Below are 23223 nucleotides of genomic sequence, written 5' to 3' on the forward strand. Positions count from 1 at the left end.
TACAAGACTTCGGGTTTGCTCCAACTATTCATGATTTGGGGACGGAGCTAAACTAGCCGATGCTCCGTTTGGAATGATCGGCATTTCTGGGTGGCAGTTCGATTCTGAAATTTCGACTGAGGCCAATTCCGCTCGGGTGTTGGTGTACTCGTATCGGAAGGAAGCGCCGTCGCGCATCGCAGCAGTCATGGTGATGTCCGAACAAACCCCTTGAAAAATACGAGGAGCCATTGCTGCTTCAATATCTCTCGGTGAGGCGCTGCTTTCAATATTGTAGTGATAAACAAGCGTAGTTCCCTCGGCGCTCGCTCTCTCTAGAACCGTTATTTCGTCTATTTGCGTCGGTACGCTGCTGTTTATTTGGGCTGCTGACGACAAAACATCGCTCTCAAGATGAGAAAGAAAGCTGTCTTGGTGGACGATATCAGGCCCCACTTCATAGAACTGCGTTTGGGTATAAGCCAGAAATCCCCCTAAGAGCAGATTTGCGAAGAAGACTGCTGCTATTAGGCCGACACTTTCTGCCAGCTTACGTGGCCATGAGGCGGACTTAGCCGCATCGCCACCCGGGTAAGGCGACTTGGTAGTTCGATGCGCCCTCTTCAGCAGAAGCACACAAATCACCACCGTGAGTACAAGCGCTAAAAGACCCCAAAGAACCTCGGGACCATCGTTGCTCGCTTGTCGAATAGCGCCTGTGATCAATCCGTCCCCAGTAGGATCATTCATAGTTCCGCCCGACCAAAAAAGAGCGGCGAACACGTAGAGGGTTAGGCCAACCCAAAGCACCCAACGCCAATAGGCGAAGTATCGATACTTCCAGATTCCGAACAACGCAGGCGCTAAAAACAGCCAGCCCATTTTCGCCTCTCCCCGTTCCGTGTCGGGTAGGTTGCGTCTGATCGCCTAGGGACACAATGCCTGATAGGTGTGATGACACGGCCGGTCAGCGCTCGCGGACAACTATAAGCGGTGCGACTGTCGCGTAAGTGGATTCGTGCGCGCCCAATTTTCCTTGACGGGCGGGGGCGCGGGCCGCAGATGCGCGGTCCCTCCGAACCTGGCCGCACCATGACCATCGCCCTTTCGCCCCAGCCCGCGGTCATCCAGGCCGAAACCGTGTTCGACGCGGCGGCGGTGGCGCGCGTGGTCGAGGCCGCCTTTGGTCCCGGACGTCTGGCCAAGACCGCCGAGCGGCTGCGCGAAGGCCGCGATCCGGCGGTGGGCTACGTGGCGCGACAGGACGGCCGGATCATCGGGTCCGTGCGGCTGTGGACCATCACCATCGGCGGCGCCCCTGCGCTTTTCCTCGGCCCTATCGCCGTGGAGCGGACCGAGCGCAACGCCGGCATCGGCGCGGAGTTGGTCGCCACCTGCGTGAACTGGGCCCGGGAGGCCCAGGCGGCGGGTGTCCTGCTGGTGGGTGATCCTCCCTATTTCGAACGCTTCGGGTTCCAGCGCATCGATGGCGCGGTCATGCCCGGCCCGGTCGATCCAGCGCGCCTGTTGTGGCTGGCGCTGGAAGCGGCCGCGGCGCCCGGCGGTCCGGTTCGCGCCGACTGACGTTTTCCGGCGGGCCCTTTCCGGCGAGGCCCCTTTCCGATGAGACCTGCGGCGCCTACCATCAGGGCATGACCCCAGACACCCTCAGCCTCATCCAGTCGGTCGCCGGACACGCGGAGGACGGGCGCGGCCCTGCGCCGGTGCATCTGTGGAATCCCGACAACTGCGGCGAGATGGATCTGGTCATCCGCGCCGACGGCGTCTGGATGCACGAGGGCTCGCCCATCGGCCGTCCCCAGCTGGTGCGACTGCTGGCCACGGTGCTGCGCAAGGACCCGGACGGCTATTATCTGGTCACGCCGGTCGAGAAGCTGAAGATCACGGTGGAGGATGTGCCCTTCCGCGCCGTGCGGGTGGACCGCGAGGGCGACGATCTGGTCTTCACCACGGATATGGGCGAGCGGGTCGCGGCCGGCGCCGAGCACCCCGTGCGCGTCGAGACGGATTCCGCCACCGGCGAGCCGACGCCCTATGTGCATGTGCGCGGCGACCTTGAGGCTCGCATAGAACGGTCGGTCTTCTATGAATTGGTGGAGATGGCGGCTCTGGCGGACGGCCGCATGACGGTGCGGTCGGGCGGGATCGATTTCGCCCTGGGCGCCGTGACGTGAGCGGCTTGCGTCAACAGTTGATTGTAGCCTTGGACCCGCTGGACGCGACCTCCGGCCGGGCGCGGTTCTCCGATTTCGATCTGAACCCCGATGCGCCGCGTCTGGACCGGCCCTTGCGTCCGGCGGCGGTGCTGATTCCGGTGGTGGACCACGGGGATGGACCGACTCTTTTGCTGACCCGGCGTTCGGATTCCCTGGCCAGCCACACCGGCCAGATCGCCTTTCCCGGCGGGCGGCTCGATCCCGGCGAGACGGTGGTGCAGGCCGCCTTGCGCGAGGCGGTGGAGGAGGTGGGGCTCTCCCCCGACCATGTGGAGCCGCTGGGCCTGTCCGACGCCTATGAGACGGTGACCGGATTTCTGGTCACGCCGGTGGTGGCCTGGGTGCGGCCGGGCTTCACCCTGACCACCGACCCGCGCGAGGTGGCCGACGCCTTCGAAACGCCGTGGGATTTCCTCATGGATGACGCCAATCACCGGCGCGAGTTCTATGACGCCCCCGACGGCACGCGGCGTTGGTTCTGGGCCATGCCGTGGGGCGAGCGCTATATCTGGGGCGCCACGGCGGGGATGCTGCGGTCGCTCTGGGGCCGTCTGCACGACCCGGCGCGCGAGGCGGTGGCGTGACGCGCCTGAGCGATCAGTCCTGGCTGACGGCGCCGCAAACGCGGGCGGTGATCGCGGCGCTGGAGGCGGCGGGCGGACCCGGCTGCGCCCGCTTCGTCGGCGGCTGCGTCCGCAACGCCCTGATCGGCCAGCCGGTGGATGACATCGACATCGCCACCACCCTGGCGCCCGAGGCGGTCATGGCGGCGATCAAGACCGCTGGGCTGAAGGCCGCGCCCACGGGGCTGGCGCACGGCACGGTGACGGCGATCTCGGGCGGTCAGCCTCACGAGGTCACCACCCTGCGCCGGGACGTCTCCACCGACGGGCGCAACGCCACCGTGGCCTTCACCAGCGACTGGGCCGAGGACGCGGGGCGGCGCGACTTCCGCCTGAACGCGCTTTACGCCGCGCCGGACGGCGAGGTGTTCGATCCGACGGGGCAGGGGGTCGATGACGCCCTGTCGGGCCGCATCGTCTTTGTGGGCGAGCCTGAGACCCGCATTCGCGAGGACTATCTGCGGATCCTGCGATTCTTCCGTTTTCACGCTTGGTACGGGCGCGGACCGGCCGACGCGGCGGGGCTGAAGGCGTGCGCGGACCTGAAGGACGGCATGGTCCGCCTGTCGGCCGAGCGGGTGTCGAAGGAACTGCTCAAGCTGCTGGCCGCGCCGGGCCCGGCGCCCGCCCTGCGCCTGATGGCCGAAAGCGGGGTGCTGGACCGGGTGCTGCCCGATCACGCCGGTCTGAGCCTGTTCGAGTCCATGGTCCGGGTCTCTCCGGATGCCTTGCTGCGTCTGTCGGCCCTGCTCCCGGCCGATGCGGACAGGGTGCGGGCGTCGGCGCGGGCCCTCCGTCTGTCCAACGCCCAGAAGGAGCGGCTGGTGCTGGCCCTGCCGGCAGAGCCCGCGGTCAGCGTGGCCATGGACGAACGCGCCGGACGCGCGGCCCTGTACCGGCTCGGCCGCCGTCGGTTCGAGGATCAGGTCCTGCGCGCCTGGGCTGCGGCGCCGGTACGGGAAGTTGAGGCGCGGCGCCTGCTGGATCAGGCCGCCGCCTGGCCCATCCCGCGCCTGCCGGTGGACGGCCACGACGCGGCGCGGGCCGGCGCGTCCGGCCCGGCGGTGGGCCGGACCCTGGGGGCGTTCGAGGACTGGTGGGTGGAGCAGGACTTTCCCGACGGCGATCACGCCGCCATGCTGGGCCGCTTCCTTCCCCGGAGCAAACCATGACCCGCATCGCCATCCTTGAGACCGGCGTCCCGCCCGAGGCGCTGCGCGACGACTTCGACGACTATCCCGCGCGCTTCCGGGCGCTGCTGGGCGACGGCGTGCCCACCACGCGGTTCAATGTCCAGGAGGGCCGTCTGCCCGACGATCCGTCCGCCTTCGAGGGGGTGGTGGTCACCGGCTCGGCGGCTGGGGTCTATGAGGATCATTTCTGGATTCCGCAGTTGCTGGACTGGCTGCGCGCCGCGCGGGGCCGCACCCGCATTCTGGGCATCTGTTTCGGGCATCAGGCCATGGCCCAGGCCTTCGGCGGGCACGTCGAGAAGTCGAACAAGGGCTGGGGCGTCGGTCTGCATCGCTATGATGTCCTCCGCCACGAGCCCTGGATGTTCCCGAAAGCGGACAGCGTGGCCGTTCCGGTGTCCCATCAGGATCAGGTGGTGGCCGTCTCCTCCGACGCCCGGGTCACCATCGCCAGCGACTTCACCCCCCACGCGGGTCTCGCCTGGGGCGAGGACGCGGTGTCCTTCCAGTGCCATCCGGAGTTCCAGCCCGACTACGCCGCCGCCCTGGTGGAGCTGCGGCGAGGCCGCATCCCCGATGCGGTGGCGGATCAGGCGCTGGAGACCCTGCGCCATCCCAACGACCGCGCCCTGATGACCGCCTGGATCCGCGCCTTCCTGCTGGGCATCCCGCCCCCGACCGAGGCGGCCGGCAGCGGCATCTGAGGCCGTAATCGGACGCCGGATACATTCCGGTTCCGCTTGTGATGGGACGCGGCGGGGCAGGGGTGTTATCGCAGCGTCCCCGTCCCCCTGAAACGCTCGAGATCGCCCTCCGTGTCCCGCCCCGTCGCCCTCGCTTGCGTGCTCATCTGCGCCCTGATCTGGGGCACGACCTGGTATGCGATCACCCTTCAGCTGGGGACGGTCGATCCGGTGGCCTCGGTGACCTATCGCTTCGGCCTCGCGGCGGCGGTGATCTTCGCCGGGTGCCTGCTCACCGGCCGCTCCCTGAAGATGACCCGGGCCCAGCATCTGGCGCTGATGGGGCAGGGGCTGTTCGTCTTCACCATCGGCTACGCCTTCGTCTACTGGGCCGAGGAGCGGGTGGCCTCCGCCGTGGTGGCGGTGATCTTCGCCGCCCTGGCCTTCCTCAATCTGGTGATCTTCCGCGTGGTTGCCCGCCAGAAGGCCGCGCGGCTGTCGTGGGCCGGCGCCGGGCTGGGCATTCTGGGCGTCGGGGTGCTGTTCGCGTCGGAGCTGCTGCGCGCCGGCATGGACCAGCGCGCCCTGATCGGCCTGACCTTCGCCCTGATCGCCGTCAGCGCCTCCGCCGTGGGCAATGTGTTCGCCTGGAAGGTTCAGACGGCCGCCGCACCGGTCATTCCCGCCACCGCCTGGGCCATGGCCTACGGCACGGCCTTCCTGGCCCTGTTCGGCCTCGCCATCGGGGTGGAGTGGACGTTCGAGTTCACCCCCCGTTACGTGCTGTCCCTGCTGCACCTGTCGATGCTGGGCTCGGTGGTGGCGTTCCTGCTGTATTTCACCCTGGCGCGGGCGCGGGGCTATGCCCTGGCGTCCTACATCTCGGCCCTGACGCCGCCGGTGGCCATGCTGGTGTCGGTCCTGTTCGAGGGCGCCACCTTCGGCCTCGCCGCCTTCGCCGGGCTGGCGCTGGTGCTGGCTGGCCAGATGCTGCTGATCAAGGCCCCGCGGGTGTCCGCCGCCTAATCGTCGTCGCGCTTCGCCCCGTCCAGATCGCGCTTCAGCCGCTCGGCCTCGAGCCGCGCGGCGTCCTTCTGGCCTCTGGTGCGCCCGAATGCAGCCCGGTTGGCGGCGGCCGTCGCCTTGGCCTCCGCCCGCGCCCGATCCTTGCGCGCCTTGTTCAGATTGATGATCTCGCCCGCCATCGCCTCAGAACCCCGTGAACAGCCGGTCCAGCGCCCGGCGGATGTCGAACTCATGGTCGAGAAGGTTGCCGACGCAGTCTCTCAGATGAATGCTGCGAATTGCGGCCAGGCCAATGACGCTGACGTTGAAAGCTTCGGAGTTCCATTCAACCGGTACGTCGAAATTGCTGGCTTCCAACTGTCCATGCCGGACCACCGGGGCGACGACGACCTCGGTAAGGTCCGCAAACAAGTGAGAGGACAGGATAACAAGATAGGGTGCGACTTCCTGAAGAGCCGCAGACGGATTCCGATAAAGATCGAACTGTTTCACAGCCACCAGGGCCGAAAGTGATCCGACAACAGCCCATGCTTGCGGACGAACTCGTTGTGCACCCGGATCGCTTCGGCATTCTCGTCGGCCCATCGCCGGGCGCGGTCTTCGGCGCCGGCGGGGTCCACCTTCTGCAGGTGCAGCCGCAGCGTCCGCTCGTCCATGCCGCCGACGTCGATGCCCAGCCGCTCGGCCTGGGCCAGCAGTTCGGGGTCGATGCCGATGTTCAGGTCCACCTTGCCCATGGGCCCAGACTACGTCGAAACGGCGCGGCCCGCTACAACCGCCCTCAGCCCGGCGCGATCATCTTCTCGGGCCGGACCCACTCGTCGAACTCCTCGTTGGTCAGATAGCCGCCGCCGACGGCCTCCTCGCGCAGGGTGGTGCCGTTCTTGTGGGCCGTCTTGGCGATCTTCGCGCAGGCGTCATAGCCCAGCTTTGCGTTCAGCGCGGTGACCAGCATCAGGCTGTTCTCCACGCCCTTCTGGATGTTGTCCCGGCGCGGCTCGATGCCCACCACGCAGTTGTCGGTGAAGCTGACCGCGGCGTCGGCCATCAGGCGCACCGACTGCAGGAAGTTGTAGGCCATCACCGGATTGAACACGTTCAGCTCGAAATGCCCCTGCGACCCGGCGAAGGTGATGGCGGCATGGTTGCCGAACACCTGCACGCACACCTGGGTCAGGGCCTCGCACTGGGTCGGATTGACCTTGCCCGGCATGATGGAGCTGCCCGGCTCGTTCTCCGGCAGGGCCAGCTCGCCCAGACCCGCCCGGGGGCCCGAGCCCAGGAAGCGGATGTCGTTGGCGATCTTGAACAGGGACGCGGCCACCGTGTTGATGGCGCCGTGGGTCATGACCATGGCGTCGTGGGCGGCGAGGGCCTCGAACTTGTTGGGGGCCGTGGTGAAGGGCAGGCCGGTGATCTGGGCGATCTTGTCCGCCACGCCCTCAGCAAAGCCGATGGGCGCGTTCAGGCCGGTGCCCACGGCGGTGCCGCCCTGGGCCAGCTGCATCAGGTCGGGCAGGGTTTGCTCAATCCGTTCAATGCCTTTGGTCACCTGCTGCACATAGGCGCTGAACTCCTGGCCCAAGGTCAGGGGCGTGGCGTCCTGGGTGTGGGTGCGGCCGATCTTGATGATGTCCTTCCACGCTTCGGCCTTGTCGTTCAGGGCGTTGCGCAGGGTCTGCAGGGCCGGGACCAGCCGGTGCACCACTTCCTCGGCGCAGGCCACGTGCATGGCCGTGGGATAGGTGTCGTTGGACGACTGGCTCATGTTGACGTGGTCGTTGGGGTGGACCGGCTTTTTCGAGCCCATCTCCCCGCCCAGGATCTCGATGGCGCGGTTCGAGATCACCTCATTGGCGTTCATGTTGGACTGGGTGCCCGAGCCGGTCTGCCAGACCACCAGCGGGAAGTGGTCGTTCAGCTTGCCCTCGATGACCTCGTCGGCGGCTTGGACGATGGCCTTGCCCAGGTCCTTGTCCAGCCGGCCCAGCGCCATGTTGGTCTCGGCGGCGCCGCGCTTGACGATCCCCAGCGCCCGCACGATCGGCAGGGGCTGCTTCTCCCAGCCGATCCTGAAATTGCCCAGCGACCGCTGCGCCTGGGCGCCCCAGTAGCGGTCCGCCTGAACCTCGATGGGGCCGAAGGTGTCGGATTCTGTCCGTGTCTTGGTCATGATGCGCTCGTGGTCAGGCATGGCGGGAAGGTGCGCGGCGGTGTAGCACGCAGACCGCAGGGGGCAAGCCGAGGGCGCCATGGATCAGGACTGGATCGGAACCGGCAAGGTGCGCGCCCGCGAGCGGGGCGACGCGGTCGAGATCATGATCGACGGCCTGACCACCCAGGCCAAATACTACAAGCCGCTGGTCTATGAGTTCATGCGCAAGGAATGGTCGTCGCGCCCGTCGTGGGGCGATTTCGCCGTGGACATCCGCATGGAGCATGTGGGCGAGCCGCCGCACATCGACCTGGACAATCTGGCCAAGGCCCTGCTGGACGCCATCAAGGGCTATCTGTTCCACGACGACGCCCAGGTGGCCCGCCTGCTGGTGGAGCGGCACGAGGGCGAACGCGAGCGCATCACCATCGCCGTGCGGCCCCGCTGAACCGGCCTCAGGATTCCGGCGGCCCCGGATATCGCTCGAAGCTGGGCAGGTCGTCCAGATGGCCCATCCAGCCGATCCGCTCGGCCGTCTGGATCTGGCCGCCCAGCGGAATCGCATCCGGATCATCCAGGGTCGCACTCTGCACGTCGATCATGCCCGGAAAGATCGTCTCATTGGTGTAGAACAGGCTGGTCCCGCAGGCGCCGCAGAACATCCGCCGGCCATGCTCCGACGAGGCGTAGGTGACGGGCTCGCCGGTGATCGTCACCTGATCCGCCGCCGCCATGGCCCAGGCCACCGCCGGCGCTCCGCTGGCCTTGCGGCAGTCGGTGCAGTGACACAACGCATGGTGCGCCACCTCCGCTGTCATCTCGTAGCGCACCGCGCCGCAATGGCATCCGCCGTTTGGCATCGTCATCCCTCCCGCTGGATCAATGTTCCCGATATGTTCGCGCGAGGGCCGCGATCACGCCAGCGAAATTCCGGTCACTTCGACGGCCGGTCGAACCGCAGGGTGGGAAGCAGCAGCTGCATGGATCCGCCGATGAAGACCTGCGGCTCCGACGGCGGCGTCAGTCCCTCGGCCTGCTCGCGCTCGGCCACGCACCGCCGGGCCTGACCGGCCAGGGCGATGAAGTCGCTCGCCGTCTCCAGGCTCTGGATCACGCAGTCGTCGAAATACGGATAGGTGGCGTCCGCGCTGCATCCGAACGAACTGCGATCAGCCCGCGCGGCCGTGACGATCATGCGGTTCGGACGGGACAGGGCGCCCATGAAGCTGCCGGAATAGCAGGCTGACACCACCACCACCGTCGGTCGCTGGCCGCACCAGCCGCCGATCAGGGCGTTCATGCGCCCGGGCTCCAGCTGTTCACCCGGCCCGAACACGATCCGGCCGGGCGCGCCGTGAGAGGTGAAATAGACCAGACAGCCGTCGCCGCCCCGCCCCGCGACCGCCGCCGCGCCCTCTATGGCGGTTCGGGTGCTGACGCCGCCGTCGGGCCGCAGCGAATAGGCGGCGCTCAGGTCGGGATTGAAGCCGGCCCGCTGAAAGGACCTGGTCAGATCGCGCACGGCGTTGTCGAAGGCCTGGATGGGCTGTCCGCGACTGTCGGTCCAGTCTCCGGCGATGACCACGGCCGACCAGCCGTCGAAGTCGCCCGACTGCGCCATCGCCTTGGGCGTGGTCAGGCCCAGGACGCAAAGGACGATTGAAAGACAGCGAAACACCCGCATCCCATCCCTCCAGCCTCGTCACCCTAGCAACGGCGGCCGGGATGAAAAGAGGGAGAAGCGTGAGCGTCAGGCGACGTCAGCCTATTTCTTGCGGAACTGGTCCAGAGAGACGACCTTGGGTCCGTCGTCCACGGGCGGGGCCGGCGTCTCCGGCTCATCCTCCGGCTCCGGCTCGGTGGGAAGCTCGGGCGCCTCGAACTGCAGCAGGAACTGCACGCTGGGGTCATAGAACCGCACCACGGCGCTCCACGGCGTCACCAGCTTCTTGGGCTGCCCGCCGAACTTCAGCAGCACCGAAAACCCTTCATCGTCGATGGTCAGGTCCCAGTACTGGTGCTGCATCACCACGGTGATCTCGTCCGGGTACTTTTCGGACACGTCGGCCGGGACGGACACGCCCTTCGCCCGGGTCTTGAAGGTGATGTAGAAATGGTGCTCGCCGGGCAGGCCCTCGGGCATGGCGGCCCGCTCGAGCGCGGCGCGCACGACGCCCCTCAGGGCGTTCTGGGCCATGGCCTCATAGCCCATCTCGTCGCGCACCGGCGTCTCAGCCATTTTGTCTCCGCAAGCCCGATCGGGTCCGCCTGACCCGTGTGGCGGAGTGATAGCGGCGGCGGCGGCGCGGCGAAAGTTCAAAACAGGGCAAAGTGGGAGGCTTCTGTTGCCAGGCGCCTCCCGGGCCCCGCCTGAGGATCTGAACCCTCAGGACTTAGGTCGGAAATGCCGGAACCGCATTACGCGGCGACAGCGTATTCCTCAGCGAAGTTATCGTTCGCATTTAGATAAAGGCCCGATACGGTGGGCCAGGACGAGCGAAAGCAATCTTCTTTACACGTCCGTCGATGCTAGTCGGCCCCATGCTGCCTCCGCCGATAACGCGGGGAAGAAGGTGGTGGAGCCGCCGGGAATCGCACCCGGGTCCGGTCCGCTTATTACAAGCGCGTTTATCGCTATAGTCCGGGCGAACCCGGACACCCCCAATATAGGCGATCAGGGCCGGGGTTCCAATAGGGCGCGCCTCCTAGGGCGCGATCACAACGTCCACACCGCGCGAACGCAGGATGGCCGGCACGCTGTCGTCGCCTACCAGATGCAGCACCCCGACCGCGATGAAGGTTGTGCCTGATCCCTCCAGCAGGGTCTCGATCCGGTCCGTCCACCGGAGATTCCGCTCAACAAGAACGGTCTGGTAAATCAGCTCACTCTCAAGACGCATGGGCGTGACGGCGAGGGCCTGGATCGCTTCCACGTCGCCGGTCGCCCAGGCCTCGACCAGCTGGTCCGGGATCGTCAGGGCGTTGTCGAACTCGGCCAGTGTGCGGCGCAGGAAGGTCAATTGCCCCGCCTCGGGAAAGCCCGCCAGCATCCGGATCTGGTCTTCCGGCGTCTCGAGGCCCGCGATCGGTGTTCCTGCGGCCTCGGCGCGGGCGCGCAGGATCAGGTCCGCCCCCGATCCGGGATCATAGCCCGCCCGGACGAGGCTGGAGGCCGACAGGGTCACGCCGGCCAGCCAGGGGCGCAGGCCGTCCAGGGCTGCGGCGCTGGCGCCGATGGTCCGCGCCGCAGCATCCAGGGTGGCCAGCTCCTCCGCCGTGAGCAGGCTGGACAGGGGCGTGTCCGGCGCCAGGCCGTGCCGCTGGATCAGCGGGAGAAGGGCGGCCTGATCGTTGGGATCGGCGACTTCCAGCACCAGCAGGCCGGCGCTGTCGAAAGCCTCGGTGACGCGAGACGATTCCCATTCCGTCGTCGGGCGCAGGAAATGCACGGTTCCGAACAGGTAGAGGGTGGAATCGGCGTCGCGAACGACCCAGAGGGCGGGGTTTGGGGCCGACGCCTGGATGGGCGATGAGGCTTCCCGGGGCGCGGGCGTCTGGGCCGGGACCGCCCCGACGGGCGATTGAAACAGGCCGATGGTCAGGGTCGCGGCCAACGCCAGTCGGCAGGCGGCGGACATGCGGGTGCGCGCACGGCTTGCGCCGCGATGTTGATGCGTCATGGAAATGATCCTGTGGGTGAGGTTCAGGCGGCGGGGCGCCGCCGAGAGGGCCGTCTGTCAGCGACGGCGGCGGCTCAGGAGCCGTTGGTCGCTTCGGACGCCGGCGGTGCGCCCAGCTTGCGGCAGGCCCAGATGGCGTAGCCGATGGCGATGGCGAGGCCGGATCCCACCACGATCATGGCGGCGGTCACGGCGAAGTCGACGGGGGCGAAGGCCCACAGTGCGGCGTGGGCCAGCCCCGCCAGGGTCAGGGACCAGCCGCCGATCCGGCGGGCCGTCTGCATCCGGGCCTCGGCCTCGCGCGACATCCGCTGGGGACCGATCCGTTTGGGCGCGACATTGGCGAAGCCGGCCAGCATCAGGCCGATCATCACCTGGACGACCCGCTGGGCCATGTCGTCGCCGACCAGGCCGGCGCTCTCGGCGTATTTCAGGCCCGCGGCCACCGCCAGAAAGGCGATGGTCAGCACGATAGAGGGAAGAAGGCGTTTCATGATCCTGTTCCTTGTTCAGGCGTGTTTCGATCCGCCTTGGCGGTGTCAGCATCCGGGCCGATGCCCAGCGCCTGGGCGAACCCCAGCAGGGCGTCCTCCAGAACCGACAGCTTGATCCGGTAGGTGATGGTCGTGCCCTGTTTGCTGGCGTCGATCAGGTCGGCTTCCTTCAGGACGTTGAAGTGGGCCGACATGGTGGGCTTCGACACGGGGAAGTGTTCGCACAGCTCTCCGGCCGTCATGGGATTGGCGCGCAGCAGCTCCAGCACCTTGCGGCGCGTCGGGTCTGCGAGGGCTTTGAAGACTGAGCTCATGAATCGATAATTAGCTAATCATCGAAATATGTCAACCGGCTTGTCGCGTCGTCGTCCACCGACCAATCGCGGGGTCGTTCCCGGCGTCAGGCGGGCGGGAGCACCCTGCGCCAGTCCGGCGTCTGGTTCCGGAACCAGGTCAGCTGCCGCTTGGCGTAGTTGCGGGTGGCCTGGCGCATGATGTCCAGCGCATCGTCCAGCGACAGCTCACCCCGCAGATGGGCGCTCAGTTCGCGCACCCCGACCGCCTTCATGATCGGCAGGCCATGGGGCAGGTCCCGCGCCATCAGGGCGCGCACTTCCTCCAGCGCTCCGTTGGCCATCATCACCGACACCCGCGTGTCGCACGCGGCGTAGAGCGCCTTTCGCTCCGGCTCCACCACCATGGCCTCATAGCTGCCGGGGGCCAGGATCGGCCGGCTGTCGGCGCGCAGGGCGGACAGGGGACGCCCCGCCACCTGCGCCACAGCCAGCGCCCGCACCAGCCTCTGCCGGTCGCCCGCCTCGATGGCCGCCTCGGCGGGCGCGTCGACCTCGGCCAGCGCGCGCCGGAACGCCGCCTCGCCCTCGGCCAGGAACCGGGCGTCGAGCCCGGCGCGCACCTCCGGCGGCACCGGCGGCACGTCGGCCAGGCCGCGCGTCAGGGCGTTGAAGTACAGCCCCGTGCCGCCCACGAAGATCACCGGCCGCCGGGCGGGGCCATAGTCATTCAGCAGCGCCTCCGCCGCCCGCAACCATGTGCCCACCGACCAGGCGTCGGTCGCATCGGCCACGCCGTACAGCCGATGCTCCGCCTGCGCCTCCTCGTCCGGCCCCGGACGGGCGGTCAGCACGCGCAGGTCCGCATACAGTTGCTGGCTGTCGGCGTTGATGATCACCGCCCCGCTCGCCCGCGCCAGATCCAGCGCCAGGCGCGACTTGCCCGAGGCGGTGGCGCCCCCGATCAGGGTGACGGGGGCGATCGGCGCTTGGTTCTGGGCCATGACACCCGATATGACGACGCACGCCCCCTAAGCAACCCGCCGGAGAGACTCCTTGCCCGACCGCGCCGCCGTCATCGCCGCCCTCGACGCCGTGATCGACCCCAGAAGCGGGCAGGGGCTGATGGCCGCCGGGCTGGTGCAGGGGCTGGTGGTGGCCGACGACCGCGCCGGCTTCGCCCTGGAGGTCCCCGCCGGCGACACGGCGCTCTACGCCCCCGTCCGCGACGCGGCCGAGGCGGCGCTGAAGGCCATCCCCGGCATGGCCCGCGTCTCGGTGGTCCTGACCGCCGAGGCCGTGGCGACCCCGCCGCGCCGCCGCACCGCGGGCCTGTCGCCCCAGGCCGTGGATCAGGGCCGGGCCAAGGCCCCGGTCCCCACCGACCGGCCCGCCCATGTGCGCCGCGTGCTGGCGGTGGCCAGCGGCAAGGGCGGGGTGGGCAAGTCCACCGTGTCGGTGAACCTGGCCTGCGCCCTGGCCGCGCGGGGCCTGCGTGTGGGGTTGCTGGACGCCGACGTCTACGGCCCCTCGGCCCCCACCATGCTGGGGATTTCCGGCAAGCCCGCCTATGAGGACGGCGCCATGGTCCCGCACGAGGCCTGGGGTCTGAAGGCCATGTCCGTGGGCCTGCTGATGAAGGCCGACGACGCCATGATCTGGCGCGGCCCCATGGCCAGTCAGGCCATCACCCAGATGCTGACCCAGACCCGCTGGGGTACGGAAGACGAACCGCTGGACGTGCTGGTGGTGGACCTGCCCCCCGGCACCGGCGATGTGCAGCTGACCCTGATCCAGAAGACGCCCCTGGACGGCGCCGTCATCGTCTCCACGCCGCAGGAAGTGGCGCTTGCCGACGCCCGCCGCGCCAAGACCCTGTTCGACCGGGTCAATGTGCCCACCCTCGGCCTGATCGAGAACATGTCCGGCGACGTCTTCGGCCGCGGCGGCGCCGAGGCCGAGGCCGCCCGACTGGGCGTGGACTTCCTCGGTGACCTGCCGCTCGACGCGGCCCTGCGCGAAGGCGCCGACGCCGGCGTGCCGGTCGTGGCCGGCGATCCCGACGGCGACATCGCAGGCCGATTTTCAGGCCTTGCCGAAGCCCTTTCGAAAAAGCTCGACCTCCAGGGTTTCCAAACGCAACTCTAATTGCCACCTTGACGGTTCCAGTCACTCAGCTCGAGCCGCCCATGTCCGTCGACGCCCTGTTCCGCCCCTTCCAGGTCAAGTCCCTGAAGATGCCCAACCGCATCGTCATGGCGCCGATGACGCGGTCCTTCTCGCCGGGCGGCGTCCCCACCAGCGACGTGGCCGGCTACTACCGCCGCCGGGCCGAGGGCGGGGTCGGGCTGATCATCACCGAGGGCACGGTCGTCGAACGTCCCGCCGCCCGCAATGACCCGAAGGTGCCGGTTTTCCACGGCGAGGCCCTGCCCGAATGGAAAAAGGTGGTCGACGAGGTCCACGCCGCCGGCGGCCTGATCGCGCCCCAGCTTTGGCACGTGGGCTCGGCCCGCGGCCAGGGTGAGGACTGGACCCCGCTCGGCAAGATCGACAGCCCCTCGGGCTTCACCGCCCCCGGCAAACGCAAGCTGGAGCCGATGACCGACGAGGACATCGCCGACACCATCGCCGCCTTCGGCCGCTCGGCCCGCGCCACCCGCGAACTCGGCTTCGACGCCGTCGAGATCCACGGCGCCCACGGCTATCTGATCGACCAGTTCTTCTGGTCCGCCCTCAACGACCGTGACGACCGCTGGGGCGGCGGGACCATCGCCGACCGCGCCCGCTTCGGCGCCGAGGTGGTTCGGGCCGTGCGCGAGGGCGTCGGCCCGGACATGGCCCTGATCCTGCGCCTGTCGCAGTGGAAGTCGCAGGACTTCACGGTGAAGAACGCCCACGACCCGGCCGAACTGGAACAGTGGCTCACCCCCCTGATCGAGGCCGGCGTCGACGTCTTCCACTGCTCGCAGCGTCGCTTCTGGGAGCCGGAGTTCGAGGGCTCCGACCTGAATTTCGCCGGCTGGACGAAGAAGATCACCGGCCTGCCGACCATCACCGTCGGCTCGGTGGGTCTCGACGGCGAGTTCATCGCGGCCTTCGGCGGCGCCGGCTCCAAGCCGGCCTCGCTGGACGGCCTGATCAAACGGCTCGAGGCTGACGAGTTCGACCTCGTCGCCGTCGGTCGCGCCCTGCTGGCCGATCCGCACTGGGTCGAGAAGATCCGCGACGGCCGGCTGGACGAGCTGAAGGATTTCGAACGCTCGGCGATGATGACGCTGAGCTAGGTCGTTGACCGGCAAGCCGCGCCAGATCGTTCAGCAATTTCAATATTCCGTCATCCTCGGGGCAAGCCCGAGGATGACGGGTTTACAGGGGCAGACCCGGGTTCACAGCCTGCCGAACGCCACGCCCTTCCAGCCCCAGCCCGCCTCGGCGACCGCCTTGCGCAGCGGTCCCTTGAGCTCGCCGGTGTTGAATTTGTAGCTGTAGACCTCGCCCCACGAGCCGTCCTCGCGGAAGGCATGGACGCTCTCGAAGCTCATTTCCCACTGCTGGCCCCGGAACGCCGATCCCGCCAGACTCAGGTCCGGCGTCCCAGCCCGCCATTCCACCGACCATTCCTGATCGGCCGAGCGCACCACACCCTGCGCCTCGTCGAACTTCATCAGCACCTTGAAGACCCGCCGGGTCCCGGCCTTGGCGAAGATTTCGTACCATTCGGCATCGACGATCCGCCATTCGGCGACCAGATCGACGCCTTCCGGCGCGCCATCGCGGACCGTCCAGGGCGCGGTGTCCCGGTTCAGGCCAAGCAGGCGCTCGCGCAGGGCCGCCGCCGACTCGCGCGCCACGCCCGGGAGCGCCGCCCGGCTGCCGGTCAGCCAGCTGAAAACACCCATCGCCGTCCCCTCGACCCCCGGCCGTCAACGGGCCTGCCGACACAGTGCCACAGTCGCGCCGGGACTGGCCGGAATTCCGCGCATTACGAGAGCTTAAGCCTCTGGCCTTTCTTCCGCCGCTTCCTATCTGGATGAGGCGCCGTCAGGTTTCGTTCATGGATCGTTGTTCGTTCATGAGTGATCCTGCGTTTCAGGAGGGCGGACATGGACCCGAAATTGATCGAAAACCTGGCGAACCGGCCCCGCGTCGGCATGCTGGCGCTCTTCCTGTGGCGCGCGACCTGGCTCGTGGGCGTGGCTGGAACCCTGGGATTCCTCGGCGCGGCCGTGGCCCTGGGCGTGTTCGGCGTCGGCGGTCATGATCTGGGCGGACGCATCGCCCTGGGCGCCATGCTGGCCTTCATGGGCCTGATGATGTTCGCCATCGGCTCTCTGGCGCGCCTGCTGTCCGGCCAGCTCAAGGCCGCCCTGATCGCCCGCTGCGGAGACGCGCCGCGCGTGGGCCGCCGCTGGGCGCCCTGTCCCTAAACGCGTTTTTCCAGAATCCTGAAGGTGAAGGCGTGATCGTCCGCCTCGCCCGGCTCATGGCGCTCTGACGCCAGTTCCACGAAAGCGCTCTCGTCAAAGGCCGGGAACACCGCGTCGCCCTCGGGCTCCGCGTCCACCTCGGTGATGTACAGCCGCTTCGCCCGGGGCAGGGCCAGTTCGAACAGCGCCACGCCGCCGATGACGCAGATCTCTTCCGCGCCTTCCTCCTCGGCCTGTTCGGCGGCGATCTCGACCGCCTCGAAAAAGCTCTCGCACGCCACCGCCCCCGTGGCCTCGAACGAGGAATCCCGCGTCAGCACCAGATTCAGCCGGCCGGGCAGGGGCCGCAGCGGCAGGCTGTCCCACGTCTTGCGCCCCATGATGCAGGGCTTGGACAGGGTGATCTGCTTGAACCGCTTCAGGTCGGACCTCAGTCGCCACGGCAGATCGCCGTCACGCCCGATCACGCCGTTTCGCGCGCGCGCCACCACGAGGGACAGGGGAATCATCTCAGGCCGCGTCCTGTTCCAGCCATTTCAGCCACTTGCGGCGCATGGCGTCCTCGATGTCGATGCCCGCCCGGTCGCAATAGATCAGCAGCATGCCCAGCACGTCCGCCGCCTCGTCGCCCAGCTTGTCGTGATCGGCCTCGCCCCGCGCCCGCCCGCTCATCCGCAGATGCTCGGCGGTCAGCTCGCCCAGCTCCTCCTGCATCTTCAGCAGCGCCCAGTCCCGGTCGCGGTCGATGCCGTGCTCCCGGGCGTAGATGTCGGAGATGCGCAGGACCGAGGCTGAGAGTTCGGAAAGGATCACACCGCCACCGCCGCCTTGATGTGCGGCCACGGGTCATAACCCTCGAGCACGAAGTCCTCCCGCCCGAAGGCGAACAGGTCGTCCCGGGGGGCGATCGTCATGGTCGGCAGGGGGCGCGGCTCACGGGTCAGCTGCAGCTTCGCCTGATCCAGATGGTTCAGATACAGGTGCGCGTCGCCGAAGGTGTGTACGAACTCGCCGGGCTTCAGCCCGGTCACCTGCGCCATCATCAGGGTCATCAGGGCGTAGGAGGCGATGTTGAACGGCACGCCCAAAAACACGTCGGCCGACCGCTGGTACAGCTGGCAGCTCAGCTTGCCGTCGGCGACAAAGAACTGGAACAGGCAGTGACAGGGCGGCAGGGCCATGTCGTCCACATCCGCCGGGTTCCAGGCGGTGACGATGTGGCGGCGGCTGTTGGGGTTGGTCTTCAGGCTCTCCACCACCCGGGTGATCTGGTCGATGACCCGTCCGTCCGGCGCGGACCACGACCGCCACTGCTTGCCGTAGACCGGGCCCAGCTCGCCCTGGGCGTCCGCCCATTCGTCCCAGATGCTGACCCCGTTGTCCTTCAGCCAGGCGATGTTGGTCTCGCCGCGCAGGAACCACAGCAGCTCCACCAGGATCGAGCGCAGGTGCAGCTTCTTGGTGGTCAGAAGGGGAAAGCCCCTGGACAGGTCGAACCGCATCTGACGGCCGAACACCCCCAGCGTCCCGGTGCCCGTGCGGTCGCCCCGCTCCACGCCGTTTTGCAGAATGTCGGCCAGCAGGCCAAGATACTGGAACTCGGGATGGTCGGCGGGCGCCGGCGTCGCGTCGGTGCGGGCTTCAGGGTCTGCGATGGCGGCCAGGGCGTTCATGACGCCATACAGAACCGATTCGCGGTGTGGGGGGTTAGCCTCCTGTACCCTTGATGCACAACATGACGGAGGCGCTTGTGGACGCTTTGGAAACCCTGGCGGCGAACATCAATCTGGTGTCGATCGTCGCCCTGACGGCCATGTTCCTGTTCGGCTACCTGATGGGGCGATCCCACACCCGCAAGGACCCCCAGCGCATCGGCAACCGCCGACGCCGCAACATCCGCGCCGACAACACGGTGGAGCGGGCCCGCCGCTATGAAGCCGGCGGCGTGGCCGTCGAGGAGGCCGACCTGCCCGGCGCCGCCAAACACCATGCCCGCCAGGGGGCCCGCAACGAGGCCGCCGACGCCGTGCGCGCCGCCAATCCGGGCATGAGCCTGTTCGCCGCCCGCCGCGCCGTGGACCGCTGGGCCTCCGAAAACGGCCTCTGAATCGCTTCAGAGGCCGTCTTCCGTTCGCGTTTGAAGGTCGATCAGGTTCCCGGCGCCAGCCGGTCGTTCTGGACCCAGCCGATGTTGTCGTTGTCGTCCATGATCTCCCACCACATGCCGTCGCGGTTGCCGGTGGGATAGACGCGCAGGCCCTCGGGCAGGGCGCGGACCACCGAGCCGGTCTCGGGCGCCGAGCGCATGGTGGTGGCCTGCTGCACCACGAAGGTCTGGACCGGTGCGGCTTCCGATGCGTCAGCGCTCATGCCGCCCATCTGGGTGACCATGTCCGCATAGGCCTGGATGAAGGCCTGGGCCACCATGCGGCCGATCTCGGTGTTCTCGTAGCCGCCGCCGACCGCCCCGCCGAAGCCCGAGCCGCCCGCCGCCGCGCCGCCGGCGCCCCAGCTGATGTCGTTGCGCGAGGCGTAGCCCTCGGTGACCATCACCGTCTCGGAGGTGCGCACGTCGGTCAGGGACAGCACCGTGTTGGCTTCCGACCGCCGGGTGCTGATGCCCCCGACCACGGCGCCCAGGGTCGAGTTGCGGCGGCCCAGAAGCCCGCCCGCGATGCCCGCCAGGGCGTTGCCGCCGGAGTTGGAGTTCTGGCTGGCCACTTCGCCCACCAGCACATAGTCCGCCGCGCGGATCTGGCCGCCGCCCACGTTGGAGCCCCGCTGCAGGTCGCCGCCCGCCGCCAGGTCCCGCTCGCGCTGGGCCACGCTCATGCCCGCGCCCCGGTCCAGCAGGGTGAAGCAGCCCGAACGCTGGATCACCGCCCGCAACAGGCTCTGGGGCGGCGACAGCTGCAACTCGCGGAACACGTCCGCCTGGCCGTCGGCGATGGCGACGGTGCCCAGATTGCGGGCGCAGCGCGGGATCTGGGCCATCATGTCGTCCTGGGTGCGCTGGGCGCCCGATCGGCGGTTCTGGGCCTCGGCGGGCAGGGCGCCCGCCAGGGCCGTGGCGCTCGCGACGGCGGCGCAGAGAATGAGTTTGAAACGAGCCATGTGAACCTCCCCGGTCAGATCGTGGAAATCGCCTAACGCTGATCGCCGTAACAGCCTATGGGGCGCCGCTCAACTGTCAGGCTTCGTCAGCCTCCAGGTCCGATTGGCTGGCGAGGAAAGGGGCCGGTTAATCCCGCATTTCGCAAGGCCAGTTCCCCTTGAACAAAGGCTTTGCCAGCTTTTGCGGAGCACTTTCTCCGCACACCCCGGGGAGGCCGTAAACTTCCTCCGAACGTCGGGGGCCAGGCAGGGGGGCGCCACACACATCCGCTCATCCCGGCGAAGGCTGGGATCCAGATCATAGAGCCAGGTGGCGGACATGAGCCCGCGGATACGACCGTCTAGTCCGGCGCCCGCCCTCTGGACGATGAAGTGAGACTCTCATTGCACTGTTTTTCGCTTCCGGAGTCTCACCGGACATACACATCCGCTCATCCCGGCGAAGGCCGGGATCCAGATCATAAGGCCAGGTGGCGGACAGGAGGCCGCAGTACGAACGTCTAATCCGGCGCCCGCCCTCTGGACCCCCGCCTTCGCTGGGGTGAGCGGGAGGAAAGGTTGGGCTGATGGAAGTTGCACTCCCATTGCACTGTTTTTCGCGCGCGGAGTCTCACTCAGCCGCCGAAGCCGCCCTCGTCCAGGAAGGCTTGTTCCTCGGGTGTGGTCTTGCGGCCAAGTTCCGGGTTTCTATGAGGAAAACGCCCGAAGCGGACGATGATGTCCCGATGGATTCGGCCCCACTTCAAGGATTCGGCGTCTCCGGCCGCCAGCGCCATGTAACGGTCCTGGTCCTCCAGCCGCTCGGAATGCTCGAACGGCAGCAGCATGAAGTTGCGAAGGGGGAAGTCGAACGCCTCGTGATGCCCGCGCTCCACCGCGTCCTCGGCGAACATCAGGGCCAGGGGGTCGGTGGCGAAGGCGTGGGCGGTGCCCCGGAAGCTGTTGCGGGGGAACTGGTCCAGCAGGATCAGCAGGGCCAGAGCGCCCTCGGGCGTCTCCATCCAGTCGTCCAGCTCACGCCGGGCGGCGGCCACGTGGGCGTCATGGAAACGGCGGCGGAATTCGGCGTCGAAGGCGTCGTTCTTGGCGAACCACTTTGCGGGCCCGGCCTCTTTCCAGAAGGCGACGACGGCGGAAGGGGTTATGTCTGTGCTCATGACTGAACACCTAAGCACGCCTTTGCCCGTTTTCCATGACCGCGACTGCGACCTGTCGATCATCCGCGCCCGCAAGGTGGCCGTGATCGGCTACGGCAGTCAGGGGCGCACCCACGCCCTGAACCTGCGCGACTCCGGCGTCGCCGACATCCGCGTGGCCCTGAAGCCCGACTCCGCCACGCGGGCGAATGCCGAGGCCGACGGCTTCAAGGTTGTCACGGCGTCAGAGGCCGCCCGGTGGGCCGAGGTGCTGGCGATCATGGTCTCGGACGAGGCCCACCGCGACCTGTGGGCCGACGAGCTGGCGCCCCATGTGCGGCCGGGCACGGCGCTGGTGTTCGCTCACGGCCTGTCCGTGCGATTCGGCCTGATCCAGCCGCCGCCGGACGTGGACGTGATCCTGGCCTCGCCCAAGGGAATCGGCCCGCGCATCCGCGAGATCTACGAACAGGGCGACGGCGTCTTCTGCCTGTTCGCCGTGCATCAGGACGCCACGGGGCAGGCGAGGGGGCTGGGCCTGTCCTACGCCGCGGCGCTGGGCTGCGGCCGCAAGGGCATTCTCGAGACCACCATGAAGGACGAGTGCGAAAGCGACCTGTTCGGCGAGCAGGTGGTCCTGTGCGGCGGCGTCGGCGAGCTGATCGATCAGGCCTTCATGAAGCTGGTGGACGCCGGCTATCCGCCCGAGGTGGCGTGGTTCGAGTGCTTCTACGAGGTCAAGCTGGTGACCGACCTGATGTTCGAGCGCGGCATCGCCGGCGCCTTCGCCCGCATCTCCAACACCGCCGAATACGGGGCCTATCTCACCGGCCCCCGCGTCATCAACGACGCCTCGCGCAAGGCCATGGACGACGTGCTGGTCGAAGTCCGGGACGGCGCCTTCGTCCGCCGCCTCATGGCCGATTATGACGCCGGATCACCCGAGCTTCTGGCCCGCCGCAAGGCGCTGGGCCAACGCCCTATCGAAGCCGTCGGCGCGCACCTGAACGCGGTGGCCGGCCGCGCCCGCGACGATTGATAACGGCGTTAACCCACCCTAGAAAGGGCCCCCTAAAAACTCGGGGGAGGTTCCATGTCCAAGTCTGTTCTCGCCGTCGTCGCGGCCGTGTCCGCCCTGCTCGCGGCCGACGCCGCCACGGCCCAGTCCCGCTCCAGCTCGACCACGCGATCCACGACCACCACGACCCAGGACGGGAACACCACCCGCACCGAGACCCGCACCACCACGCGCAGCGGCGAGGTGTCCTTCGACGCCGACGCCGCCTTCGACGCCCTGCTGGGCATGGCCGAGCGACGGGACGATCCCGATCAGGGCCTGCGCCGCCGCGCCGAACCGGCCCGTCCCCAGGACGTTTTCGGCGACTGGGTCGTGACCGATGGCGGCCGTGATGTGGGCGACTGTCGATTCGACATGCGCGAAAACGGCTTCCTCGGCATCCGCCGGATCGAGACCCATGACTGCCCCTCGCGTCTCGGCCGCCTGTCCAACTGGCGGGTCGAGAACGGCGAGCTGGCCATGTACCGGACCGCGGGCGACAGCGAAGGCACGCGTCTGATGTTTGTGGAAGGCCGATTCGTCGGCGCCGGAATCACCATGCGCCGCCTCGACGATACGGGCCCGGGGCCCGAGGCCGGCGATCATCGCGACTACGACGACGGTCCCCGCCGGGGCGGACGCTATGGCCGTTGGGCCGAGGACTACGCCGGAACCTGGCGCCATACCGAGGTCTCCAACACCGGCATGCGCCGCCAGTGCACGGTCAACCTGACCACCAACCCCGCCTTCGGCCGCTATGCGGGCTCCAGCTCGGGCTGTTTCGGCCCGCTGATGTTCGTGTCGTCCTGGGGCTATGAGGACGGCCAGGTGGTCCTGTACCGCGCCGGCGGAAACGCCGTGGCCATCTTCCGCGGCCGCAGCGGACGCCTGACCGCCCCCCACGAGGACGGCGAGCTGGTTCTGTATCGCTGAGGAAATGCCTCGCCCTCAAGCAGCGAGGCGCCGCGCGCCGAGCGGTAGGGCGGGAAAATGGTCGGAGTGGCAGGATTCGAACCTGCGACCCCCGCGTCCCGAACGCGGTGCTCTACCAGACTGAGCCACACTCCGACTTGAGGACGCGGCTTATAACCACGCGCCCCGGCGCCCGCAAGCGCAGTTCTTC

The 23223-nt window shown here is 68.1% G+C and carries 31 protein-coding genes, 1 tRNA gene and 1 other RNA gene; 13 read left to right on the forward strand and 20 right to left on the reverse strand.

Annotated elements, in window-relative coordinates; translation table 11 throughout:
* Positions 1-24: 24 nt before the first annotated feature.
* Positions 25-861 (reverse strand): hypothetical protein, encoded by an 837-nt coding sequence (locus tag IWC96_RS05745; RefSeq protein ID WP_148291423.1) that lies wholly within the window; start codon positions 859-861, stop codon positions 25-27.
* A gap of 210 nt (positions 862-1071) precedes the next feature.
* On the opposite strand from IWC96_RS05745, the gene IWC96_RS05750 reads away from it, so the two are divergent.
* The 6 genes from IWC96_RS05750 to IWC96_RS05775 all read left to right on the forward strand — a co-directional run bounded on the left by IWC96_RS05750 (position 1072) and on the right by IWC96_RS05775 (position 5741).
* On the forward strand, positions 1072-1563 hold the full coding sequence (locus IWC96_RS05750) for a GNAT family N-acetyltransferase (protein WP_021696509.1): 492 nt from the start codon (positions 1072-1074) through the stop codon (positions 1561-1563).
* Between the two features lie 68 nt (positions 1564-1631).
* The gene (locus IWC96_RS05755; RefSeq protein ID WP_021696508.1) at positions 1632-2174 is read left to right on the forward strand and encodes a DUF1285 domain-containing protein; all 543 of its coding nucleotides are present in this window, start codon (positions 1632-1634) and stop codon (positions 2172-2174) included.
* A gap of 29 nt (positions 2175-2203) precedes the next feature.
* Positions 2204-2800, forward strand: coding sequence for a CoA pyrophosphatase (locus tag IWC96_RS05760; protein ID WP_231378916.1), 597 nt, complete (start codon positions 2204-2206; stop codon positions 2798-2800).
* Complete coding sequence (locus IWC96_RS05765; protein WP_021696506.1) at positions 2797-4011, forward strand: CCA tRNA nucleotidyltransferase; 1215 nt, start codon at positions 2797-2799, stop codon at positions 4009-4011. Before IWC96_RS05760 ends, IWC96_RS05765 begins: the two co-directional genes overlap by 4 nt.
* Positions 4008-4736, forward strand: a complete 729-nt coding sequence (locus IWC96_RS05770; RefSeq protein ID WP_196838572.1) for a type 1 glutamine amidotransferase — start codon at positions 4008-4010, stop codon at positions 4734-4736. The genes IWC96_RS05765 and IWC96_RS05770 overlap by 4 nt, the downstream gene beginning before the upstream one ends.
* A gap of 111 nt (positions 4737-4847) precedes the next feature.
* Positions 4848-5741: a DMT family transporter gene (locus IWC96_RS05775; protein WP_045318761.1), complete on the forward strand. Its 894-nt coding sequence runs from the start codon at positions 4848-4850 to the stop codon at positions 5739-5741.
* On the opposite strand, the gene IWC96_RS05780 is transcribed toward IWC96_RS05775, so the two are convergent.
* The 4 genes from IWC96_RS05780 to fumC are packed head-to-tail and all read right to left on the reverse strand — an operon-like array spanning position 5738 to position 7914.
* On the reverse strand, positions 5738-5920 hold the full coding sequence (locus tag IWC96_RS05780; protein WP_021696503.1) for a DUF4169 family protein: 183 nt from the start codon (positions 5918-5920) through the stop codon (positions 5738-5740). The genes IWC96_RS05775 and IWC96_RS05780 overlap by 4 nt on opposite strands.
* Positions 5921-5924: 4 nt before the next feature.
* Positions 5925-6233 (reverse strand): CcdB family protein, encoded by a 309-nt coding sequence (locus IWC96_RS05785; protein ID WP_045318760.1) that lies wholly within the window; start codon positions 6231-6233, stop codon positions 5925-5927.
* Positions 6230-6478 (reverse strand): type II toxin-antitoxin system CcdA family antitoxin, encoded by a 249-nt coding sequence (locus tag IWC96_RS05790; RefSeq protein WP_021696501.1) that lies wholly within the window; start codon positions 6476-6478, stop codon positions 6230-6232. The genes IWC96_RS05785 and IWC96_RS05790 overlap by 4 nt, the downstream gene beginning before the upstream one ends.
* A 44-nt stretch (positions 6479-6522) precedes the next feature.
* A complete protein-coding gene (fumC, locus tag IWC96_RS05795) occupies positions 6523-7914 on the reverse strand; it encodes a class II fumarate hydratase (protein ID WP_045318770.1) in 1392 nt (463 codons plus the stop codon).
* A 79-nt stretch (positions 7915-7993) separates the two neighbouring features.
* Between fumC and IWC96_RS05800 the strand changes: the two genes are divergently transcribed.
* Entirely contained in the window at positions 7994-8344 is a 351-nt protein-coding gene (locus IWC96_RS05800; protein WP_021696499.1) for a RusA family crossover junction endodeoxyribonuclease, read from the forward strand.
* Between the two features lie 7 nt (positions 8345-8351).
* Here IWC96_RS05800 and IWC96_RS05805 read toward each other — a convergent pair whose 3' ends face one another.
* The 8 genes from IWC96_RS05805 to miaA all read right to left on the reverse strand — a co-directional run bounded on the left by IWC96_RS05805 (position 8352) and on the right by miaA (position 13367).
* Positions 8352-8762: a GFA family protein gene (locus tag IWC96_RS05805; protein ID WP_231378917.1), complete on the reverse strand. Its 411-nt coding sequence runs from the start codon at positions 8760-8762 to the stop codon at positions 8352-8354.
* A 68-nt stretch (positions 8763-8830) separates the two neighbouring features.
* Positions 8831-9580 carry a C13 family peptidase gene (locus IWC96_RS05810; protein WP_021696497.1) on the reverse strand — a complete coding sequence of 250 codons (750 nt, stop codon included), beginning with the start codon at positions 9578-9580 and terminating at the stop codon, positions 8831-8833.
* 81 nt (positions 9581-9661) lie between these two features.
* Positions 9662-10135 carry an SspB family protein gene (locus tag IWC96_RS05815; RefSeq protein WP_196838573.1) on the reverse strand — a complete coding sequence of 158 codons (474 nt, stop codon included), beginning with the start codon at positions 10133-10135 and terminating at the stop codon, positions 9662-9664.
* Between the two features lie 91 nt (positions 10136-10226).
* Positions 10227-10592: a transfer-messenger RNA gene (gene ssrA, locus IWC96_RS05820) on the reverse strand.
* Between the two features lie 9 nt (positions 10593-10601).
* Entirely contained in the window at positions 10602-11576 is a 975-nt protein-coding gene (locus IWC96_RS05825) for a TraB/GumN family protein (protein ID WP_231378918.1), read from the reverse strand.
* Positions 11577-11650: 74 nt separating this feature from the next.
* Complete coding sequence (locus tag IWC96_RS05830; RefSeq protein WP_021696494.1) at positions 11651-12070, reverse strand: hypothetical protein; 420 nt, start codon at positions 12068-12070, stop codon at positions 11651-11653.
* Positions 12067-12384, reverse strand: a complete 318-nt coding sequence (locus IWC96_RS05835) for an autorepressor SdpR family transcription factor (RefSeq protein ID WP_045318759.1) — start codon at positions 12382-12384, stop codon at positions 12067-12069. Before IWC96_RS05835 ends, IWC96_RS05830 begins: the two co-directional genes overlap by 4 nt.
* Before the next feature lie 86 nt (positions 12385-12470).
* On the reverse strand, positions 12471-13367 hold the full coding sequence (miaA, locus tag IWC96_RS05840) for a tRNA (adenosine(37)-N6)-dimethylallyltransferase MiaA (protein ID WP_021696492.1): 897 nt from the start codon (positions 13365-13367) through the stop codon (positions 12471-12473).
* 52 nt (positions 13368-13419) lie between these two features.
* Between miaA and IWC96_RS05845 the strand changes: the two genes are divergently transcribed.
* A complete protein-coding gene (locus IWC96_RS05845) occupies positions 13420-14511 on the forward strand; it encodes an Mrp/NBP35 family ATP-binding protein (RefSeq protein ID WP_021696491.1) in 1092 nt (363 codons plus the stop codon).
* A 41-nt stretch (positions 14512-14552) separates the two neighbouring features.
* Positions 14553-15650, forward strand: coding sequence for an NADH:flavin oxidoreductase (locus IWC96_RS05850; protein ID WP_196838574.1), 1098 nt, complete (start codon positions 14553-14555; stop codon positions 15648-15650).
* A 102-nt stretch (positions 15651-15752) separates the two neighbouring features.
* Here IWC96_RS05850 and IWC96_RS05855 read toward each other — a convergent pair whose 3' ends face one another.
* Complete coding sequence (locus IWC96_RS05855; protein WP_045318758.1) at positions 15753-16265, reverse strand: hypothetical protein; 513 nt, start codon at positions 16263-16265, stop codon at positions 15753-15755.
* Between the two features lie 204 nt (positions 16266-16469).
* Here IWC96_RS05855 and IWC96_RS05860 point away from each other — a divergent pair, with 204 nt between their 5' ends.
* Complete coding sequence (locus IWC96_RS05860; protein ID WP_021696488.1) at positions 16470-16793, forward strand: hypothetical protein; 324 nt, start codon at positions 16470-16472, stop codon at positions 16791-16793.
* Here the strand turns inward: IWC96_RS05860 and IWC96_RS05865 are convergent.
* Genes IWC96_RS05865 through IWC96_RS05875 form a run of 3 tightly spaced genes read right to left on the reverse strand, consistent with a single transcriptional unit; the run spans position 16790 to position 18466 of the window.
* Positions 16790-17302, reverse strand: coding sequence for a dihydrofolate reductase (locus IWC96_RS05865; protein WP_021696487.1), 513 nt, complete (start codon positions 17300-17302; stop codon positions 16790-16792). The genes IWC96_RS05860 and IWC96_RS05865 overlap by 4 nt on opposite strands.
* Position 17303: 1 nt before the next feature.
* Positions 17304-17636: a phosphoribosyl-ATP pyrophosphohydrolase gene (locus IWC96_RS05870; protein ID WP_370541100.1), complete on the reverse strand. Its 333-nt coding sequence runs from the start codon at positions 17634-17636 to the stop codon at positions 17304-17306.
* Positions 17603-18466 carry a thymidylate synthase gene (locus tag IWC96_RS05875; RefSeq protein WP_021696485.1) on the reverse strand — a complete coding sequence of 288 codons (864 nt, stop codon included), beginning with the start codon at positions 18464-18466 and terminating at the stop codon, positions 17603-17605. Before IWC96_RS05875 ends, IWC96_RS05870 begins: the two co-directional genes overlap by 34 nt.
* A 62-nt stretch (positions 18467-18528) precedes the next feature.
* Here IWC96_RS05875 and IWC96_RS05880 point away from each other — a divergent pair, with 62 nt between their 5' ends.
* Positions 18529-18900, forward strand: coding sequence for a hypothetical protein (locus IWC96_RS05880; RefSeq protein WP_196838575.1), 372 nt, complete (start codon positions 18529-18531; stop codon positions 18898-18900).
* Between the two features lie 41 nt (positions 18901-18941).
* Here the strand turns inward: IWC96_RS05880 and IWC96_RS05885 are convergent, their stop codons facing one another.
* Positions 18942-19907: a CsgG/HfaB family protein gene (locus IWC96_RS05885; protein WP_196838576.1), complete on the reverse strand. Its 966-nt coding sequence runs from the start codon at positions 19905-19907 to the stop codon at positions 18942-18944.
* A gap of 614 nt (positions 19908-20521) precedes the next feature.
* Positions 20522-21064 (reverse strand): DUF924 family protein, encoded by a 543-nt coding sequence (locus IWC96_RS05890; protein WP_045318756.1) that lies wholly within the window; start codon positions 21062-21064, stop codon positions 20522-20524.
* Between IWC96_RS05890 and ilvC the strand changes: the two genes are divergently transcribed.
* Together ilvC and IWC96_RS05900 are read left to right on the forward strand one after the other, a co-directional pair.
* Positions 21063-22082, forward strand: coding sequence for a ketol-acid reductoisomerase (ilvC, locus tag IWC96_RS05895; RefSeq protein ID WP_045318755.1), 1020 nt, complete (start codon positions 21063-21065; stop codon positions 22080-22082). The genes IWC96_RS05890 and ilvC overlap by 2 nt on opposite strands.
* A gap of 54 nt (positions 22083-22136) precedes the next feature.
* Complete coding sequence (locus IWC96_RS05900; RefSeq protein ID WP_021696480.1) at positions 22137-23033, forward strand: AprI/Inh family metalloprotease inhibitor; 897 nt, start codon at positions 22137-22139, stop codon at positions 23031-23033.
* A gap of 58 nt (positions 23034-23091) precedes the next feature.
* On the opposite strand, the gene IWC96_RS05905 is transcribed toward IWC96_RS05900, so the two are convergent.
* Positions 23092-23168, reverse strand: a tRNA-Pro gene (locus tag IWC96_RS05905).
* Between the last annotated feature and the right edge of the window lie 55 nt (positions 23169-23223).

Origin of the sequence: Brevundimonas sp. BAL450, from assembly GCF_015767455.1 — a bacterium.
Lineage (GTDB): Bacteria > Pseudomonadota > Alphaproteobacteria > Caulobacterales > Caulobacteraceae > Brevundimonas > Brevundimonas abyssalis.